Origin of the sequence: Tenacibaculum singaporense (assembly GCF_003867015.1) — a bacterium.
Lineage (GTDB): Bacteria > Bacteroidota > Bacteroidia > Flavobacteriales > Flavobacteriaceae > Polaribacter > Polaribacter singaporensis.
Window position 1 is genome coordinate 1181026 of the sequence record NZ_CP032548.1, and the last position, 19798, is coordinate 1200823.

The 19798-nt window shown below is 31.5% G+C and carries 14 protein-coding genes; 11 read left to right on the forward strand and 3 right to left on the reverse strand.

Annotated elements, in window-relative coordinates:
* Positions 1-112 precede the first annotated feature (112 nt).
* The 11 genes from surE (at position 113) to D6T69_RS05435 (ending at position 14418) form a co-directional block, all read left to right on the forward strand.
* Positions 113-883 carry a 5'/3'-nucleotidase SurE gene (surE, locus tag D6T69_RS05385; protein WP_047790531.1) on the forward strand — a complete coding sequence of 257 codons (771 nt, stop codon included), beginning with the start codon at positions 113-115 and terminating at the stop codon, positions 881-883.
* Positions 871-1158 carry a hypothetical protein gene (locus D6T69_RS05390; protein WP_125066799.1) on the forward strand — a complete coding sequence of 96 codons (288 nt, stop codon included), beginning with the start codon at positions 871-873 and terminating at the stop codon, positions 1156-1158. The genes surE and D6T69_RS05390 overlap by 13 nt, the downstream gene beginning before the upstream one ends.
* Before the next feature lie 9 nt (positions 1159-1167).
* A complete protein-coding gene (lpxB, locus tag D6T69_RS05395) occupies positions 1168-2280 on the forward strand; it encodes a lipid-A-disaccharide synthase (RefSeq protein ID WP_125066800.1) in 1113 nt (370 codons plus the stop codon).
* A 6-nt stretch (positions 2281-2286) separates the two neighbouring features.
* The gene (locus D6T69_RS05400; RefSeq protein WP_125066801.1) at positions 2287-2841 is read left to right on the forward strand and encodes a C40 family peptidase; all 555 of its coding nucleotides are present in this window, start codon (positions 2287-2289) and stop codon (positions 2839-2841) included.
* A 155-nt stretch (positions 2842-2996) separates the two neighbouring features.
* Complete coding sequence (locus tag D6T69_RS05405) at positions 2997-3773, forward strand: LytR/AlgR family response regulator transcription factor (RefSeq protein WP_240628371.1); 777 nt, start codon at positions 2997-2999, stop codon at positions 3771-3773.
* A 5-nt stretch (positions 3774-3778) separates the two neighbouring features.
* Positions 3779-5386: a sensor histidine kinase gene (locus D6T69_RS05410; RefSeq protein ID WP_125066802.1), complete on the forward strand. Its 1608-nt coding sequence runs from the start codon at positions 3779-3781 to the stop codon at positions 5384-5386.
* A gap of 115 nt (positions 5387-5501) precedes the next feature.
* The gene (locus D6T69_RS05415) at positions 5502-8000 is read left to right on the forward strand and encodes a zinc-dependent metalloprotease (RefSeq protein ID WP_240628372.1); all 2499 of its coding nucleotides are present in this window, start codon (positions 5502-5504) and stop codon (positions 7998-8000) included.
* A gap of 4 nt (positions 8001-8004) precedes the next feature.
* Positions 8005-11307: a SusC/RagA family TonB-linked outer membrane protein gene (locus D6T69_RS05420; protein WP_125066804.1), complete on the forward strand. Its 3303-nt coding sequence runs from the start codon at positions 8005-8007 to the stop codon at positions 11305-11307.
* Between the two features lie 11 nt (positions 11308-11318).
* Positions 11319-12635: a RagB/SusD family nutrient uptake outer membrane protein gene (locus D6T69_RS05425; RefSeq protein ID WP_125066805.1), complete on the forward strand. Its 1317-nt coding sequence runs from the start codon at positions 11319-11321 to the stop codon at positions 12633-12635.
* 72 nt (positions 12636-12707) lie between these two features.
* On the forward strand, positions 12708-13718 hold the full coding sequence (locus tag D6T69_RS05430) for a hypothetical protein (RefSeq protein ID WP_125066806.1): 1011 nt from the start codon (positions 12708-12710) through the stop codon (positions 13716-13718).
* Between the two features lie 70 nt (positions 13719-13788).
* The gene (locus tag D6T69_RS05435; RefSeq protein ID WP_125066807.1) at positions 13789-14418 is read left to right on the forward strand and encodes a M48 family metalloprotease; all 630 of its coding nucleotides are present in this window, start codon (positions 13789-13791) and stop codon (positions 14416-14418) included.
* Between the two features lie 57 nt (positions 14419-14475).
* Here D6T69_RS05435 and obgE read toward each other — a convergent pair whose 3' ends face one another.
* The 3 genes from obgE to secDF all read right to left on the reverse strand — a co-directional run bounded on the left by obgE (position 14476) and on the right by secDF (position 19722).
* Positions 14476-15465: a GTPase ObgE gene (gene obgE / locus D6T69_RS05440; protein ID WP_125066808.1), complete on the reverse strand. Its 990-nt coding sequence runs from the start codon at positions 15463-15465 to the stop codon at positions 14476-14478.
* 72 nt (positions 15466-15537) lie between these two features.
* Positions 15538-16656 (reverse strand): adenylate kinase, encoded by a 1119-nt coding sequence (locus D6T69_RS05445; RefSeq protein ID WP_125066809.1) that lies wholly within the window; start codon positions 16654-16656, stop codon positions 15538-15540.
* Positions 16657-16743: 87 nt separating this feature from the next.
* Complete coding sequence (gene secDF, locus D6T69_RS05450) at positions 16744-19722, reverse strand: protein translocase subunit SecDF (RefSeq protein ID WP_125066810.1); 2979 nt, start codon at positions 19720-19722, stop codon at positions 16744-16746.
* Positions 19723-19798: the final 76 nt, after the last annotated feature.

A 19798-nucleotide genomic window follows, 5' to 3' on the forward strand; every position in this document is an offset into this window, starting at 1 on the left:
GCTTGAGTTTGATTACCACAATTTTACACATAAAATGAACCAATCTGTCTTTACAAAATGTTAAAAATAGAATCCATTTTTTATGTTACATTTGTTGTAAAACTTACTTACTATGCAAGATAGACCTTTGATTTTAGTTACGAATGATGACGGAATTACAGCTCCTGGTATTCGTATGTTGATTGAAATTATGAATAAAATAGGGGATGTAGTAGTGGTGGCTCCTGATAGCCCACAAAGTGGAATGGGGCATGCTATTACGGTAAATAATGTGTTACATTGTAATCCTATTACCATTGATGAAGGTCCTCAAATTGAGTACAGTTGTTCTGGTACGCCAGCAGATTGTGTTAAAATGGCAAAAAATGAAATTTTAAATCGTACACCTGATTTATGTGTTTCAGGAATTAATCACGGATCCAATTCATCCATCAATGTAATTTATTCAGGAACCATGAGTGCTGCTGTTGAAGCTGGTATTGAAGGAATTCCAGCAATAGGTTTTTCTTTGTTAGATTTTGATTGGCATGCTGATTTTAGAGCTGCACGTAAGTTTATAGAAAAAATAGCGTTAAATGTTTTATTAAACGGATTACCTGATGGAGTAATTTTAAATGTAAACATTCCGAAGTTAAAAGAAGACGAAATTAAAGGAGTTCGTATATGTAGACAAGCGAATGGTTATTGGAAAGAAACGTTTGATAAACGTAAAAGCCCATTCGGAAAAGAGTATTATTGGCTTTCAGGAGAGTTTATTAATAGAGATAAAGGACAAGATACTGATATTTGGGCGTTAGAAAATGGTTTTATATCGGTAGTGCCTGTTCAATTTGATATGACAGCGCATCACGCAATTCAAAAGTTACACACATGGGACATATAAAAAAAGAAATACTAATAGGAATCATAGTCTCATTGTTGGCAACAACTTGCGGCTTCTTTATTTATTTAGAGTACATTTCAGAATTTAGTATTTCAGAAACAATCTCTAAAATAAGAGAAGGAGGGGTATTAGGTTCTGTAATAGCTCTGGCAGCAATACCTAACTTATTTGTTTTTTGGGTGTTTTTAAAGAAAAAACAAGATTATAGAGCAAGAGGAGTATTAATAACTACAATTGCTGTAGCTTTATTAACAGCATTTTTAAAGTTTTTCTAATTTTAATACATGAAATATTACATTCTTGTAGGTGAGGCTTCGGGTGATTTGCACGGAGCTAATTTGATGAAGGCCTTGTTAAAGGAAGATCCGAAAGCAGACATTCGTTTTTGGGGAGGTGACCTAATGCAAGAAGTTGGCGGTACACTTGTTAAGCATTATAAAGAGCGTGCTTTTATGGGCTTTGTTGAGGTGTTGATGAATTTACGAAAGATTTTAGGAATGATTTCTTTTTGTAAAAAAGATATTGCTCAATTTAATCCTGATGTAATAATTTTTATTGATAACTCAGGTTTTAACCTTCGTATAGCTAAGTGGGCAAAAAGGCAAGGTTTTAGAACTAACTATTATATTTCACCTCAAGTTTGGGCAAGTAGAGCAGGTAGAGTAAAAGATATTAAACGAGATATCGACCAAATGTTTGTAATTCTTCCATTTGAAAAAGAGTTTTACAAAAAGCATGGTTATAATGTTCGTTTTGTAGGACATCCTTTAATTGATGGAATTGCAGGAAGAGAGCAAGTTTCTATCGAAAAGTTTAGGAAAGAACATAATCTTGGGCATAAAGAGGTTATAGCACTGTTACCAGGAAGTAGAAAGCAGGAAATAACAAAAATGTTATCGGTGATGCTTTCATTGGTAGATAATTTTCCTAAATATCAATTCGTAGTGGCTGGAGCACCAAGTCAATCGTATGAGTTTTATAAAGAAATTATTCGAGATGCCAATGTAAAATTCATTAATAATAAAACGTATGACTTGTTAAGTATTTCACATGCTGCCTTGGTAGCATCAGGAACAGCAACATTGGAGACAGCTTTGTTTAAAGTACCTCAGGTAGTGTGTTATAAAGGGAGTAATATTTCCTATCAAATAGCTAAGCGAATAATAACATTAAAATATATATCGTTAGTAAATTTAATAATGGATAGAGAAGTAGTAAAAGAGTTGATACAAAATGATTTTACCAAAGAGAATTTACAGTACGAACTAACACGTATTTTAGAATCAGAACATCGTCAGAAATTATTTTTGTCATATTTTGATTTAGAGCAAAAATTAGGAGGGAAAGGAGCTTCTGAAAAAACAGCAAAGTTGATTGTTGCTGGATTAAAAAAATAAAAAAGCATGATAAAAAAAGTCTTCTTCATATGTACAATATCATTTCTAATGATTTCTTGTGGATCATCAAAGAATATTAGTAGTACTTATCAAAAAAGAGGTTCAGAAGTTACTCCAAAAAAAGTAGAAATTAAGAGTACTAAAACTAATGAAATACTAACGAAAAAAGAAGAAGTAACCGTTGCTGATAAAATTGTATGGACCGCGGTTACTTATAAAGGTGTTCCGTATCGTTTTGGAGGCATGACGAAAAGAGGAATGGATTGCTCAGGATTAATTTTTACATCATTTAAACAACGAAATGTTCCTATTGCAAGAACATCACATCAAATGTATGTACAAGGAGAAAATATTTCTTTACGAGAAGTTCAGAGAGGAGACTTGTTATTTTTTAAAACCTCAAGAAAAAGAGGTAGGGTAAATCACGTTGGGTTAGTAACATCGGTGGATAATGGAGATATTCGATTTATTCACTCTACTACATCGCAAGGCGTTATTGTTACTTCACTATATGAAAATTATTGGAAGCGAGCTTTTATTAAAGCGAAGAGGGTGTTGTAGTAGTTAAGCTTTACTACAAATGTTAAAACTAATTTCTTTTTTAGGTTGTATCTTTTTTAGTTAGTGTTTATAAGTTAGCGTAAACATAACTTTTAATTAAAGATAAAAATAATTTAATACTTTTGGAGACCCCCTCTTAAATCTCTATAAAGTAAATGAAAATATTGAATGTAGTAATAATTGAAGATGAAGATTTAGCAGCAGCTTCTTTAGAAAACTTATTAAAGAAAAGCCCTTATCCAATTTCTGTAAAAAAGCGGTTAGAAAGTGTTGAAGATTCAATTCTGTGGCTTCAAGAAAACACTTGTGATTTAATTTTAAGTGATATTCACCTTGGTGATGGTTATAGTTTTGAAATTTTTGAAAAGCTAAAAACTTCTACTCCTATTATTTTTACAACAGCCTTTGATGAGTATGCAATTAAGTCTTTTCAGTTTTTTGCTATAGACTACTTATTGAAACCATATAATGAAGAGTTACTTAATAAAGCAATGGAAAAATACATAAACCTTCATGAAAATAAAGGATATACCAATAAGCTAGAGCAATTACTATTACAAATGAATAGTAGAATACAGCATCAAAAAGAAAAAGAACGTTTTTTAGTGTCAAAAGGAAGTTTATCAATTTCTATACAAAGAGAAGATGTAGCTTATTTTATGGCGCAAGGCAAATACTTATTCTTGTTTACCTTTGATAGTGAAAGTTACCTTTATGACGGAACAATTTCTAGTTTAGAAGAAGAGTTATCAGAAAAATATTTTTTCAAGATTAATAGGAAATACATTATTCAGCATTCTGCAATTAAAAACATTTCTAAATATAGTAACAATCGTATAAAAATAGACTTACAACCTAGTTTGCAAGTGGAGGAAATGTTATTGGTGAGCGCGCAAAGAATAAAAGACTTTAAAAACTGGTTAGATAATTAGTTTTTATGAAGTTCCTGTTAAAAAAAAGAAAGCATCAATATTACCTTTTAGTGGGTGTATTGTTAATGGTGTTATTTTTTATTGGATATAGATTAATAACTAATAAGATAACTTCAGAAGCAGAAGGCTTGATAGAGGTTGTTATAAAGCAGTATGCAAAGGAAAAGGAAAGTATTTTGCAATTTGACTTTAACGACTTTAATAAGTTTATTGTAGATACTCAGAAAATTATTGAAAGTAGTGCTGATTTAGATAGAAGTGAGCTTAAAAATAGATTGCTTTTTAATAGTGAGTTAGCTTTTTCTGAAGAAAACATAGATGTAAGCTTTGTTTACTTTTTAAAGGATAATGAGGTTTTTGATTCTTACTTTTTTGGTAGTATAGATACTAGTAAAAATGTGTTAGAAAGAGTAAAATCTCTTGAAGATAAAAGTCAAGTTTTTGATACAGTTTTAAATTTGGGAGGTAAAACATACTACCGAAAAATAATCAAACACCAATTACAAGATGGTACTTTCGTTGTTTTTGGTTATGATATTAACTTGTTGAAATACTGGAATTATTTTTCGCAAAAGTATAGTGGAAAAGGAGGGTATGTTACTTTAACGAATAATGAAGGTGTTTGTATGTTACATCCTGAAATAGGGTATATAGGAAAACATGAGACTTCTTTTTTTAATAAAGTGTCGTTGAATCAGATACTTAAAAATTATGAACAGCAAGATTATAAAAAGAAAAAACAAGTTAAAGTGGCTGTAATTTCTGAATATTTGAATTTGGAGGTTATGCGTTATTATGATGTTATACAGGTAGGTAATTCTGAATTAATTTTAATAACAAGCTTTCCATTAAATATTTTTATTAAAGAATCAATAAATAACATAAAACAGTACTTGCTTTGGATGAGTTTATTAGCATTACTAACATTTATGTTGATTTTAGGATTCTCGCGTAGTCAGTTAAGAAGTCAGCATTTAAGAACACTTCAATACGAACAAGAAAGAAAACGATTGGCAATAAGTAATGAGCAATACCAACAAAAAAATGCACGATTGCAGCTCAGTCAACTACGAAAAAAATTAAATCCCCACTTTTTATTTAACACATTAAACTCTTTACATGTTTTAATAGGGCTAGATAAAACAATGTCTCAACAGTTTGTTCTAAAGCTTTCTGAAGTTTATAGATATTTATTAAAAGATAGAGAAGCTAATTTTTCTACAGTTAAAGAAGAGTTACATTTTTTAGAGCATTATTTCTTTTTGCAAAAAATTAGATTTAATAACAGTATAAATTTAAGTATTACAGACAAGAGTGAAGGAGAAGCTTTGCTAAAGAAAATCCCATTTTTAGCATTAGAAACACTAATTGAAAATGCTATTAAGCATAATGAAATAACAAAAAAGAACCCTCTTTTTATTAATGTTTTAATAGAAAAGGATAAAATAGTGGTAAGTAATAATTACAACCCAAGAAAAGGCAAAAAAGAAAAAAGTTATGGTGTTGGTTTGGGTTATTTAAGTAATTTTTATGCATTTTATAATGTAACCTCATTTAAAACGGAAGTTTTAGATAAAGATTTTAAATGTTATCTCCCTTTATTGTCAAAATAATAAAATTCACTCCTTTAATAACACACTTCACTCTAGTTTAATTTTTAAAAAGCAACTTCAGAGCTACATTTGGTTTCTTCTTAATCACAACTAATTTATGAAGAGGTATTCTCAGATGAAGAACATTAATTTAAAAGTACTAATCTTGTTTTTCTTATTTTTTGTTACAGTAGTAGTAGCACAAAAAGAAGAAAAAGATACTATTAAAAGTACAAGCAAGGTTTCTTATAAGAAACTACAAAAAGAGGGAAAGAAAAAAAGAGGGGTATTTAATATTTATAGATTAGAAGAAGACATCTATTTTGAAATACCAGACTCATTATTGTCAAAAGACTTTTTAATAGTTAACAAAGTTTCTCAAGTTCCATATGCACTTAATGGACATGGACTAAACAAGGGAATGGCTTATGAAACGAAATTAATTAGATTTTATAAAGATACAGTCTTAAAAAAAGTTTGGGTAAAAACAATTAACCCCAGAGTAACTTCACCAAAGAATAACGCTATAACTCTTTCAGTGCATGAGAATTTTGGAGAATCTATTATAGAAGAATTTAAAATAGAGTCTGAAAACGAAGATGCTACCTCGGTACTCATCAAAGTAAATAGAGTTTTTAATGGGGAAGATAAGAGTTTTAATGATTTGTTATCGAATATTGGTTTAGGAGGGAGTATTAAAACAAAGCTGTCTAAGATAGAAAAAGTGAAAACTTTTTCGAGAAACATTGTCGTAAAATCACTTTTAACAACTTCTGTAAAAGAAGGTAAAAGTGCTGCATTACCATTGTCTATAGGTGTGACAACAAACATAGTTTTGTTACCAAAAAATATAATGAAACCTCGTTTTGGAGATAAAAGAATAGGGTACTTTAGTAAACCTATGGATTATTACTCCGATAGACAGCATGAGGTAGAACACCGTGATTTAATCACTCGTTGGAGATTAGAACCTAAAGAAGGGGATATTGAAAAATATAAAAAAGGGACTGTAGTAACTCCTAAAAAACAAATAGTGTATTATATAGATCCTGCGACTCCTAAAAAATGGATACCATACATAAAGAATGGAGTATACGACTGGAACAAAGCTTTTGAGCAAGCAGGATTTAAAGATGCTGTGGTTGTTAAAGAAGTAACCAAAGAAGATAAAGATTTCGATATTGACGATGTTCGTTACTCTGTAATTACTTATGTAGCTTCAGAAAGACAAAATGCAATGGGTCCTTCAATTGTTGATCCACGAAGTGGTGAGATTTTGGAATCGGATATCATTTGGTGGCATAACCTAATGAAAGGGCTGCATCAGTGGATTCGTGTGCAAACAGGTCCTATAAACCCTAAAGCAAGAGCAAATGTTTTTTCAGATGAGATTATGGGGGAATCTATTAGATTTGTATCCTCTCATGAAGTAGGGCATACTTTTGGGTTAAAGCATAATATGGGAGCATCATTTAGTTACCCTGTAGATTCCTTGAGATCAGTGAGTTTTACCAAAAAAATGGGAGGAACAGCACCTTCTATAATGGATTATGCTCGGTATAATTATGTTGCTCAACCTGGAGATAAGGTAACAGAAGTTAGTCCTAAAATAGGAGTGTATGATAAGTATGCAATTAACTGGGGATATCGATGGTTAGATGTAAAAACACCTCATGAAGAGTTACCAATATTAAATCAATGGATAAGAAAACACGAAAATGATCCATTGTATTTTTACGGACCGCAGCAAAGCAAAGTTATCGATCCAAGATCACAAAGTGAAGACTTAGGTAATAATGCAGTTAAAGCAAGTGAGTATGGACTAAAAAACTTAAAAAGAATAGTACCAAACATTATTAGTTGGACAGAAAAAGAGGGAGAAGATTACTATAAAGCAGCAAAACTTTACAAAGCTGTAATAGACCAATGGCAGTTATACAGTGGACATGTAATGGCTAATATTGGAGGGATGTATATTAACAATACCATTTACGGTGATGATAAAGACACATTTGTCCCAGTGCCAGCTAAAACGCAAAAAGAAGCCTTAGAATACATAATAAATGAGGCTATATTACCCCAAAAGTGGTTGTTTACTCCAGAGTTAATTCACAAAGTATATCCTGTAAGAGATGCACCAGATGGAGAACGCTTTTATTCTCCAATATCGATGCATCGTGCATATCAAACAAATATGATTTATCGCTTGGTTGAAACGGATAGGTTAATGCGTATTACAGAAAACAAGGTGCTAGCCTCTAACACGGAAGAGATTTTTACAGAAGAATATTTATTTGATCAACTTTACAAGGCCATTTTTAAAAAAACAATTAAAAACGAACCGCTAGACATGTTAGATCGCATGACCCAAAAAAATTATGTAGATGTACTAACTGTAGATAGAAACACCTTATTAAAAAAGACGAAACAAACAGCATTAAGCAATACAGAAAAGAGCTTTAAAAATGTACACTTTTCTTATATACCAAGAGTGTCAGATGCTGGTTCCAATAAAAGAGCAGAATTAGAAAGAATCTTAAAGTTATTAAAAAAGAAAAGAAAGAAAGGAAACAAGACTACTAAAAATCATTACAACGATTTAATAGCCAGAATTGAGTATAATTTGAATAATTAGGATGATGAATAAAAAAATAATTTACTTACTGCTTCTTATACCTTTTTCAGTTTTTGCGCAGAACACAAAAACAATAAGTGGAACAGTTATCGACGAAGCTAGAAATGAAACTTTACCAGGAGTTAGTATTTATGCTTCAACAAAAATGATTGGAAATAAAACCAATATTGATGGCGTTATTCAAGCTTCAATGATTGGAACAACTACTGATTTTGATGGAAATTTTTCATTCAAAGCACCAGCGGAAACAAAATATATTATAATCTCATATATAGGCTTTGAAACAGAGAAAGTAAACGTAGAAAATAGAAGCACTAACATGATTATAACCTTAAAAGAGAAAGAAGAACTTTTAGGAGAGGTTATTGTTATGGGATATCAAAAAATTGAGAAAAGAAAAATCACTTCTTCATTTGCTAAAATTAAAACAGACGATGTTAAGCGTGCAGGTACAGCTAATATAGACCAGATGCTTTCTGGGGAAATTTCAGGAGTACTTGTACAACCTACTAATGGAGCACCAGGAGCTCCCGCTAAGATTCAAATTAGAGGAACGTCGACTTTAAACGGTTCTTCAGATCCTTTGTGGATTTTAGATGGAATTCCTTTACAAGGAAATGATATTCCAAAAGATTTTAGAGATAAAGATAATATTGACAATTTAAAGTCTTTTCCTATAGCAGGAATTAACCCAGAAGATATAGAAGAAATTACCGTATTAAAAGACGCTTCTGCAACTTCTATATATGGAGCAAGAGCAGCGAACGGAGTAATTGTAATTACGACCAAAAAAGGTAAAGAAGGAGCGATGAGAATTAACTTCAACGCAAGTACTTTTTTAACCTTACGACCAGATTTTGATAAGTTAAACTTAATGAATGCTAGTGAGAAAGTTGATTTCGAGTTAGGATTAGCGAGCAGACCAGATTTAACTTACCAAAGTAACAGAGGAGAAGTAGCTCGTATTTTAGATGCTTATGGAGAATACGATAATTTTCAAAACAATGGATTTTCTAGTATAAATCCATTAGCTCAAAACGCAATTAATAACTTAAGAAATCAAGATGTTAATTGGGGTAATAAGTTGTACCAAGCAGCTATTAATCAACAATACGGCTTAACTCTTTCAGGAGGCAGTGAAAAATCAAGATATTACTTCTCTTTAGGATATTTTGATGAAGAAGGAACAACAAAAGGTACTGGTTTAAATAGATATAACCTTACGTTTAAAAATGATTATGATGTAAATGATAAGTTAAATGTAGGAGTATCGGTTTTTGCGAGTAGAAATAAAAGTACATCTTATATTACTGGAGCAGACGCTTACACAAACCCAGCTTATTATTCAAGAAGAGTAAATCCTTACTTTGCACCATATAATGCAGATGGAAGTTTTAATTATGATCCTGATTTAATTGAAAGGTATGATTTAAGTGTAAGTTTTAAATATAACCCTTTAGAAGAAAGACAAAATACAAATCAAGAGCTAACATCGTATTCTATAAAACCGATTATAGATCTTACATATAAGTTTAACAGCAACTTAAAACTATACACGCAGTTTGGGATGCAGTTTGATTTTGATAAAACAGAGAAATTTTCAGACAAAGAAAGTTATTACACAAGAAAATATAGGTTTAGATCTAGATATCAAGATGATAACGGACAAAATGCTTTTTTCTTACCAGAAGGAGGTATAATTCAAAACTGGAATAGTGATGCTTTTCAATACAACTGGAAGAGTACATTAAATTACAATACTTCAATCAATAATATCCATGAGATTGATGTAATGTTAGGAACTGAGTTTAGAGAAGATAAGCGTACAGAGATTCATACAAAAGGATTTGGTTTTAATCCTAATACATTAAGTACTGTACAAATAACTGATGAAAGAGCATTGAAGAATAAATTGTTTGAACCATATAGAAAGACAGTTAATGAAAACGCGTATGCTTCTTTCTTCGGAACAGCTTCGTACACTTATGACAGAAAGTACACAATCTTCGGAAGTTTACGATATGATGGCTCTAATTTATTTGGTGTAAATCCAAAATTTAGATACTTACCATTATGGTCTGTAGCAGGATCTTGGAACGTAGCAAAAGAAGACTTTTTTGATGTGGATGCTATTGATGAATTTAAAATAAGAGGTTCGTACGGTGTACAAGGAAATATAGATAAATCTACCTCTCCTTACGTTGTAGGTCTTTATGACGAGGTAACTATTTTACCAGGAACAACAGAAGAAGGAATTAATGTTATTTCAGCTCCAAACAAAGACTTACGTTGGGAAAAAACAGTTTCATCAAACGTTGGATTTGATCTAGGGATGTTTAATAACAGAGTATATGTGTCGGCAGATTACTACTATCGTAAAAGTACTGATCTAATTGGTTTACAAGCTATACCGTTAGAGTCTGGGTTCAACTTTATCAATACAAACTGGGCAACGTTAAGTAATAAGGGAGTTGAATTAGCTATAAATACGAGAAATATTGTAAAAGATGATTTTACATGGACAACTAGCTTTAATATTTCTCACAATAAAAATACTGTAGAAAAAATTCAAACCAGAGATAATGATTTTAAACCTTCTTTATTAGGATATGGGGTTAATGCAGTTTTTGCTATAAAAACAGCAGGTTTAGATAGTAATGGGTTGCCATTATTTTGGAAAGATGGTAAGAAAGTAACAGCGGTAGATTTTTATAACTTATCAGAAGGAGTTGATGGAAATCAATTAACAAGAGAAGAGCATAGAAATTTATATACCTATGTAGGTAATGGAGATCCTGAATTTAGTGGAGGTTTCATTAATAAATTTCAGTATAAAGATTTCAGTTTAAGTATAGCTACAAACTTTAACTTAAATCAAACAGTTAGAAGAACACCTTCGTATCATCCAACGCAAGTAAGTCCAAACTATAACTTTAACAAAGAAGTGTTACAAGCAGGTACAGGGAATTACCCAGCTTTGATAGGAAGTACAACACCTGGTTTTGATACTGGCTTAGTTTATAGTTGGTATCATACTTACGATTCAGGTAATACGTTCAGAGATTTAGATATTTGGGTAGATAAAATTTCATACATAAGAGTTAACAGTATAAAGTTTGGATATAATGTGCCAAGTAAGTACTTAGAAAGTATGAATGTTTCAAGATTAAGTTTTAACCTAGAAGGAAGAAATCTATTTGTTTTCGGAACAGATTACGATGGGTATTTCGACCCTGAAACTTTTGGTAGCCCATATTCACAACCAATACCAAAAATTATTTCTTTCGGATTCAATCTTTCTTTTTAAAAAATATAGAAATGAGAAAACACATATATATATTATTCATAGCAGTAGCAAGCATGGTTTCGTGTGACGACTACTTAGATGTAGAACCAATAGGGCAAATAATTCCTAAATCGGTTGAAGATTACCGAAGCTTTTTAACAACAGCTTACGGTATAGAAAAAAACAACCATGTATTAACAACATATAGAAGTGATGAGCTTCAATTAACTAAAGCATCTTTAGGATCAGAACAGTACGAAGATCTTTTTATTTGGAATGATGCTGGCGCATCACCTTTAACAACAGCTTTTTCATATGCGGGTTTTTATAAAATAATCTTTCATGCAAACCACGTTATAGAAAATCAAGCTGAAATAACTGGAGATGTTACTCAAATTAGTCAATTGGTAGGAGAGGCTTATGCTTTAAGAGCTTTGCAATATTTTCAGTTGGTTAATTTATATAGTAAAGCTTATAACAGTGCAACAGCTAATAGCGATGGAGGAGTGCCTGTTGTAACTGAATACAATTTAGATCAGAAATATGATATTCAGTCTGTTGAAGAGGTTTATACGCAAATCTTACAAGATATTACAAATGCAGAAACACGTTTAAATGTAGCACAACAAGAAACAGGATTAAATTATAGGTTCTCAACAGTAGCTTTAAAAAGTTTAAAAGCGAAAGTTTTTTTATCAAAAAATGAATGGCAAAAGGCTATTGATGCAGCTAAAGAAGCATTGGCTATACAAAATACCATTCAAGATTTAAACTCAGATAGCTCTATAATGCCTTCAGAATTTAATTCAGTAGAATCTATTTTGGCGTTAGATATGGTATCTTCATTTGATATTACAACTTACGCTTCTATGTCTGATGCTTTCTTAAGCAAATACGATAAAACAAATGATTTAAGATTCAATATTTATTTTAGGAAAGATGGAACAGTTTATAGAGCTGCTAAAACAGCTGACATTAAGTATAGATCTACCTTTAGAGTAGCAGAATTGTATTTGATTTTAGCAGAAGCATACACGCAACAAAACGAACTAAGTTTAGCAAAAACAGAATTGTTAGCGTTTGCAAAAAACAGATATACTCCGTCTAAAATGACAACATATACTACATATATCAACTCTTTAAACAAACAAGAGTTGTATGAAGAGATATTAGATGAGCGTGCACGTGAATTTGCTATTGAAGGTCAACGTTGGAACGATTTAAAAAGAACTACACAACCACAAATTGTAAAGTGGTATGAAGGAAAAAATTACACATTACAACAAAATGATAGTAGATACGTAGTTCAGTTTCCTAACGATGCTAAAATAAATAACCCAAACTTTTAAAGTATAATCCGTGATTATCGAACGGAATAAAAGAAGTCGATAATAAATTAATAATATTTAAATTTTTACATTATGAAAAAAGTTTTCCCTTTTTTGTCTTTAATTATAGCGCTTGTAGTAGTAGGCTGCTCTAGTGATGATAACGATAAAGTAGTACAATCATCATTAAACAGTATTACCAGTTTTAACATAGACTTTGAAGGATTAAGTGAAGATGATGTTGTTTACGACTTAGGAAACAATATTACAATCAGTGTTCCTTTTAAAACTAACATTTCAGGGTTAGTACCTAATATTACTATTTCAGAAAAGGCTACAATTTCTCCTGCATCAGGACAACCAGTAAACTTTGTAGATGGAGAAGCTATGCCTTTTACAGTTACTGCTGAAAACGGTGATGAAAAAGTATACAATGTTACTATTAATATTCGTGGTGAAGTAGGTAGTGGTTCTCAAATAAAAACATATCATTTTAAAGATGATTTTAGTGAGAGTATTACTACATATACTTACGATGACAACTCTAATTTTATAAGTTCATATACTATAGAAGAAGGAGGAGCTACTACAACTTATACATTTATATTTAATGATAAAAACCAAGTAATAGAAGTAAAGTCAGATACAAAAAGTACTGTATACACGTATAATGACGAAGGCTTAATTGTAAGTGCAGTAGAGAAGGAAGACGGTATGGAAGCTTACACTTATACATATACGTATAATGCTGAAAATAAATTAGAGAAAAAAGAGAGAGTGAATAAAGAGAATGATAAAGTAACTAATACAAGTTATGTGTATAATGAAGAAGGAAATGTTAAAACAGAAACAGTAGGTACAGAAGCATTAGAGAATACTTATGATGACAAAAATAATCCTTTTAAAGGAGTATATCCTTCTGCTTTTGCTAAAATTAATGTAGGAACAGGGTTAGATGGAGTAAATATTAATAATCCAGCACAAGGAAGTTTTTCAAGTGACACTTCAGTAACTTATGTATATAATACAGATGGATATCCAGTAACAGCTTCGTATGTTGTATTCGGTTTTATTAATACTAGTATTACATACACATATTATTAATTAATGTTTATTCCCCAGTAAAGCACTCTTAGAATTTTTTTTCTGAGGGTGTTTTTTTATTCTAAAATTTATGAGAAAAATAATAATACTTATCACAGCTTTTTTAGCAGTAAGTTGTAATACAAGTGAAACTAAAAATGAAGAAGTAGTAGAAAACTTAACAAAAGAAGAAAAATTAAAGGAACTATATTTAAAAACAGTAAAACCGTTATTTAAAGAGTTTACAGGGGTAGATATTCCTAATGAGTTTAGAATAGATAAACACGATACTTCTGTGAATGCAGGAGCAGCAATGAATTATGTTGAGGTAAGCCAAGGTTTAATAGATTACGATAAAGACTATATAAAAGCTTTTGTATTAGCACATGAGTTAGGACATATTGTAACGCTAAAACAAGCAGAGCAATTTAATTTGGGAACAGAAATACCTAATGGAACTAAAATAAATGCTTATAAGAAAGCAGAATATCTTGCAGATATTATAGCGGTTCATTTAATTACTACACAAGAGGTGGAGTTAGGAAATGATTTAAAAACAAACTTTGAGGTTTTACAAAATTTGTTAGGTCCAGAAATTTTCACACATCCAGGAGCAGTTGATAGAGTAGCATTAATGAAAGAGTATGTAGAGAAAAGCACTAAAGAGAATGCAAAAACTGCCTTTCAAGAAATGTTTATAAAGATTTGGAAGATGGAGTAGAAGAACAAAAAAACACCTCTGTGAGGTGTTTTTTTATAGTGTTATTTTAAATGGAAGCTAATTCAGCATTTGCCACAATTTATCTTTTAGCTCCATTAAGCCTTGTTGAGCAACTGAAGAGATAAATAACGCTTCAATGCCTTCAGGTAAATCGTGTTTAATTTCTTCTTTTAATTCATCGTCTAGCATATCCGATTTTGATATAGCTAACAAACGATCCTTATCCAATAATTCAGGATTGTGTTTGCGAAGCTCATTCAATAAAATTTCATACTCCTTTTTTATATCCTCGCTATCAGCAGGAATTAAAAAGAGTAGGGTAGAGTTACGTTCAATATGGCGTAAAAAGTGATGTCCTAAACCTTTTCCTTCAGCAGCTCCTTCAATAATCCCAGGAATATCTGCCATTACAAAACTTTGATGATTACGATATTCCACAATTCCTAAATTAGGTTTTAGGGTTGTAAATGCGTAATCAGCAATTTTAGGTTTGGCAGCGGTAATAACAGATAATAAAGTTGATTTTCCTGCATTTGGGAAACCAACTAAACCAACATCAGCTAAAATTTTTAATTCAATACGATACCAACCTTCTTGCCCGTCAATACCTGGCTGTGCATAACGAGGAGTTTGATTGGTAGGAGACTTAAAGTGCCAGTTACCACGACCACCTTTACCACCTTCTAATAAGATGATTTCTTGTTCGTCTTCAATAACTTCATATAAAATTTCGTCAGTATCAGCATCCCGAATAATAGTTCCTAATGGAACAGGAATTATAACATCAGCACCATCATGTCCAGTACTTCTACTACTACTACCATCACCACCGTGTTCAGCTCTAAAATGACGTTTAAATTTTAAATGGAAAAGTGTCCACATATTTTTATCGCCACGTAATATAATGTGACCACCTCGACCACCGTCACCACCATCAGGTCCACCTTTCGCAATGTATTTTTCGCGATGTAAGTGTGCAGATCCACGCCCACCTTTACCTGATGATGCGTAGATTTTAATATAGTCGACAAAATTTCCTTCAGTCATTGTTCGTTGTTTATTTGTTGAATTGTTAAAAAGCGATAATTGTTATTACTTTAACAATTAAACAAGTGTTTGTTATAGTGTATCAAATACGTCTGATAAACGTTGTGTAATTTCTTCAATAGAGCCAACTCCGTTTACTCCGTAGTAGTTGTTTTGTGTTTGGTAATAGTCTTTTAAAACAGCTGTTTTAGTGTTGTATTCATTAAAGCGATTACGGATTTTACTTTCATCCATATCATCAGAACGACCACTAGTTTTTCCTCTTTCTAAGATACGTTCAACTAATAAGTCTTCTGGCACTTCTAAAGCAACCATTCCGTTAATACGTTCACCTTTTTCAGCTAAAAAAGTATCTAAAGCTTTTGCTTGAGATTCTGTACGAGGAAAACCATCAAAAATAAATCCTGCAGAATCTGCATTTTTGTTAACCTCTTCTTTTAACATATTAATGGTAACTTCATCAGGAACTAAATCTCCAGCATCAATATATGTTTTTGCTAATAACCCTAATTCAGTTTTATTTTTAATATTAAATCGGAATACATCTCCTGTTGAAATGTGTACTAAATTGTATTTTTCTTTTAAAACTTCTGCTTGAGTACCTTTTCCTGCACCTGGAGGGCCGAATAATACGATGTTTTTCATTTTTGGTGGTGTTGTTAATTGATAAATAGCAGGCAAGTTTCTACCATAACCTTTGTAATCTAATCCGTAACCTACAATAAATTTATCATCAATACCTTTTCCGATATAATCTATATGTAGTTCTTTACGGTAAACATCAGGTTTGTAAAAAAGTGTTACTATTTTTAGTTCTTTTAAATTTTTCGTTTTAAAGATTTCATAAATCTCTTGAAGGGTCGTGCCAGTATCTATAATATCTTCTAAAATAATAACGGTACGACCAGATAAATCTTCATTAAGACCAATTAAGCTCTTTACATTTTCTGTTGAAGAAGTGCCTTGGTAAGAAGACAATTTAACAAAACTAATTTCACAGTTTCCTTTATATTCACGTAAAAAATCGGCAGTAAAAACAAAGCACCCGTTTAAAATTCCTATAAAAATAGGAACTTCATTAGAAGGTAAATCTTTTCTTACTTGCTCAGCTAATGAGCTAACAATATTAGAAATTTCATCAGCTGAAATAAATTCTTTAAAGTATAAATCGTGGAGTTTTGTAATTTTCATCAGACTGCAAAGATAGTTGCTTGATATTAAATGAAAAAACCGTTTTGAATAAACTTCAAAACGGTTTTATGTATGTTTTTATTTAAGTTACTTGTTTTCTTCTTTTTTAGAAACGTCAAACATAATTGGCGTTGCAACAAATAAAGAAGAGTAAGTACCTACTACCACACCTACGATTAATGCGAACATAAATCCTTTAATACTGTCCCCTCCAAAGAAGAAGATAGCTAACATTACTAGTAATGTTGTTAAAGAGGTGTTGATAGTTCTTCCTAATGTACTGTTTAATGCTTTGTTTACTAAACTAGCAGTAACAGAGTTTTTACCTTCTGTAAACTCTCTAATTCTATCAAAAATTACCACGGTATCATTTAATGAGTATCCTACTACTGTTAAGATTGCTGCGATGAATGACTGACCGATTTCCATATCAAAAGGCATGAATTTGTATAGTAAAGAGAATACACCTAATACTACTAATACATCGTGGAAAACAGCTACTACCGCACCGATAGAGTATGCCATTTTTCTAAAACGTAATAAGATATATAAGAATACTACGATTAACGATCCTAAAACAGCCCATAAAGCAGCTTGCTTAATATCATCAGCAATAGTAGGTTCTACTTTAATGTAGCTCATAATTCCGTTTCCTGCTTTTTCAAAACCAGGTTTAAAGTTTTCATAAGAAGTGTCTCCTAAATATGGTTTTAATCCTTGGTATAAAGCACTCTGTACTTGCTCATCTACATCAGTACCTTCTTCATCAATTTTGAAAGCAGTGGTGATTTTTAATTGATGATCAGAACCGTAAGTTTTAACCTCAGGAGCTGTTCCAAATACATTTTTTAATTGTTCAGCTACTTCATTTCCTTTCATAGCTTCATCAAAGCGAACTACATACGAACGACCTCCTTTAAAATCTACTCCTTGTTTTAATCCTACAGTAAAAATAGAAACTAAACCTACTACGATAAAGAATCCTGAAATGATATAAGCAATCTTACGTTTTTGTAAGAATTCTATACTAATGTTTTTAAACCAGTTTTTAGAGAAACCAGTATTAAAAGGTAACTTAATTCCCTTTTCTACAGCACCGTCAATAAATAAACGAGTAATAAAAATAGCTGTAAACAAAGAAGTGGCAATACCTATCATTAATGTTAAGGCAAAACCTTTAATTGGCCCTGTACCGAAAGTATATAAAATAACACCTGTTAATAAAGTAGTAATGTTAGCATCAATAATAGCAGATAAAGCTCCTTTAATACTAAACCCTTCATCTACAGATTCTCCTAAGCTTTTTCCTCCATTTAAAGCTTCCTTAATTCTTTCGAAAATAATTACGTTTGCATCTACCGACATACCTATGGTTAAGATAATACCGGCAATACCAGGTAAGGTTAATACCGAATTGAATGAAGCTAAAATTCCAAAGATGAATAAAATGTTAACTACTAAAGCAATGTTAGCATAGATACCAGCTCTACCATAGTATAAGAACATCCAAACTAATACTAAGATAATAGCTAATCCGAATGACCACATACTTGCATCAATAGATTCTTTACCTAAGGATGGTCCAACAACTTCCATTTGAATAGCTCTTGCAGGGGCAGGTAACTTACCAGCTTTTAAAACTGTTGCAATATCTTGTGCTTCTGTAACAGTCATTGTACCTCCTGAAATTTGAGTGCTACCTCCAGAAATAACTTGGTTTACAACAGGTGCAGTATATACATAGTCATCTAAAACAACAGCAACAAACTTACCAACATTTTCGCTAGTCATTTTAGCCCATTGTTTAGTACCAACACCATTCATTAACATTGACACTACTGGCTTACTCATTTGGTCGTAATCTTGTTTAGCGTCAGCAATTACATCTCCATCAATAGGAGCCTTATCTTTTCTATTAGATTTAATGGCATATAAACCAATAATCTCTGTTCCATCAGCTCCAGCTTGTGACTTGTAATCCCACAAAAACTTAGTGTATTTTAAGTTGTTAGGTAATAAAGCTCTTACCTCTTTGTTGTGTAAGAAGCTATTTACTTTTGCTGTATCCTGAACTCTAGCTTGTGCAACTAAAGAGCTTACTTGTTGTGGACTTTGTGCTACATTAGGATATAAATACGTGAACAAATTCTTTTGAGTTTCAACTTTTGTTGAATCAGCAGATTCACCTAACAAATCATCAATATCATTGTCTGCTTTGGCAGTGTCTTTAACTTGTTCAGAAACAGAATCGTCTTTTAACATTTCAGCAACTTTAGCGTTAGCTGTAAAGAAAAAGTTTTGAACATCTGCATTTGTGTGTACTTCCCAGAACTGTAATTCAGCGGTACTCTGTAAAAGTTTTTTAGCACGATCAATATCCTTAGCACCAGGTAATTCTACTTGAATTCTACCAGAGTTTCCAATACGTTGAATGTTTGGTTGTACAACTCCAAATTTATCGATACGGCTACGTAATACTTCAAAAGCAGTGTTGATAGAAGTGTTAATTTCTTCTTGTAAAGTCGATTTAACCTGCTCGTTTGTTTTGTTGAAGTCTATTTTATCACGTAAAGCTTTAGTTCCAAAAATGCTTGGGTCGCTTAATTTAACACTACCATTACTCAATTTTTCGAACTCGTTGTAGAATAAATCTAAGTAATTCTCTTGACTGTCTTTTTGAGCTTCATCAGCATTTGTTAATGCTTGCTTAAAAGTTGTGTTTTGAGAATCGTTAGACAATCCTATTAAGATGTCTTTTACTGATACCTGTAAAATTGCATTAATACCCCCTTTTAAATCAAGACCAAGGTTCATTTCCTTGTTTCTTATATCGTTATAAGAGTACTTTGCAAATCCTAAATTTACTATCTCCTTGTTAGCTACGCTATCTAAGTATTTTCTTTCATATCTAGCCAAAGCCCTACCATTGTTATCACTAACATTAGCCTTAGCATACTGTTTCGCACTATCTTCTACCTTATTGGCAAAGAACGTAAACGATAATTGATAAATACTTACTAAACCAAAAAGTATAGCAAATAATTTAATTAATCCTTTGTTTTGCATTGTAAATAATTTAAATCGACTTTATTTTAAAAACGTGCAAATATAGCGTTTCATTAAAAGAAAAGCCAATTCTTTT

Excerpts from the sequence above, each read along its gene's own strand:
- D6T69_RS05405 (WP_240628371.1), top strand. The coding sequence starts at position 2,997 with ATGAAAATATTGAATGTAGTAATAATTGAAGATGAAGATTTAGCAGCA.
- D6T69_RS05410 (WP_125066802.1), top strand. The coding sequence starts at position 3,779 with ATGAAGTTCCTGTTAAAAAAAAGAAAGCATCAATATTACCTTTTAGTG.
- D6T69_RS05390 (WP_125066799.1), top strand. The coding sequence starts at position 871 with ATGGGACATATAAAAAAAGAAATACTAATAGGAATCATAGTCTCATTG.
- D6T69_RS05445 (WP_125066809.1), bottom strand. The coding sequence starts at position 16,656 with ATGAAAATTACAAAACTCCACGATTTATACTTTAAAGAATTTATTTCA.
- surE (WP_047790531.1), top strand. The coding sequence starts at position 113 with ATGCAAGATAGACCTTTGATTTTAGTTACGAATGATGACGGAATTACA.
- obgE (WP_125066808.1), bottom strand. The coding sequence starts at position 15,465 with ATGACTGAAGGAAATTTTGTCGACTATATTAAAATCTACGCATCATCA.
- D6T69_RS05425 (WP_125066805.1), top strand. The coding sequence starts at position 11,319 with ATGAGAAAACACATATATATATTATTCATAGCAGTAGCAAGCATGGTT.
- D6T69_RS05400 (WP_125066801.1), top strand. The coding sequence starts at position 2,287 with ATGATAAAAAAAGTCTTCTTCATATGTACAATATCATTTCTAATGATT.
- D6T69_RS05430 (WP_125066806.1), top strand. The coding sequence starts at position 12,708 with ATGAAAAAAGTTTTCCCTTTTTTGTCTTTAATTATAGCGCTTGTAGTA.
- secDF (WP_125066810.1), bottom strand. The coding sequence starts at position 19,722 with ATGCAAAACAAAGGATTAATTAAATTATTTGCTATACTTTTTGGTTTA.
- lpxB (WP_125066800.1), top strand. The coding sequence starts at position 1,168 with ATGAAATATTACATTCTTGTAGGTGAGGCTTCGGGTGATTTGCACGGA.
- D6T69_RS05435 (WP_125066807.1), top strand. The coding sequence starts at position 13,789 with ATGAGAAAAATAATAATACTTATCACAGCTTTTTTAGCAGTAAGTTGT.
- D6T69_RS05420 (WP_125066804.1), top strand. The coding sequence starts at position 8,005 with ATGAATAAAAAAATAATTTACTTACTGCTTCTTATACCTTTTTCAGTT.
- D6T69_RS05415 (WP_240628372.1), top strand. The coding sequence starts at position 5,502 with ATGAAGAACATTAATTTAAAAGTACTAATCTTGTTTTTCTTATTTTTT.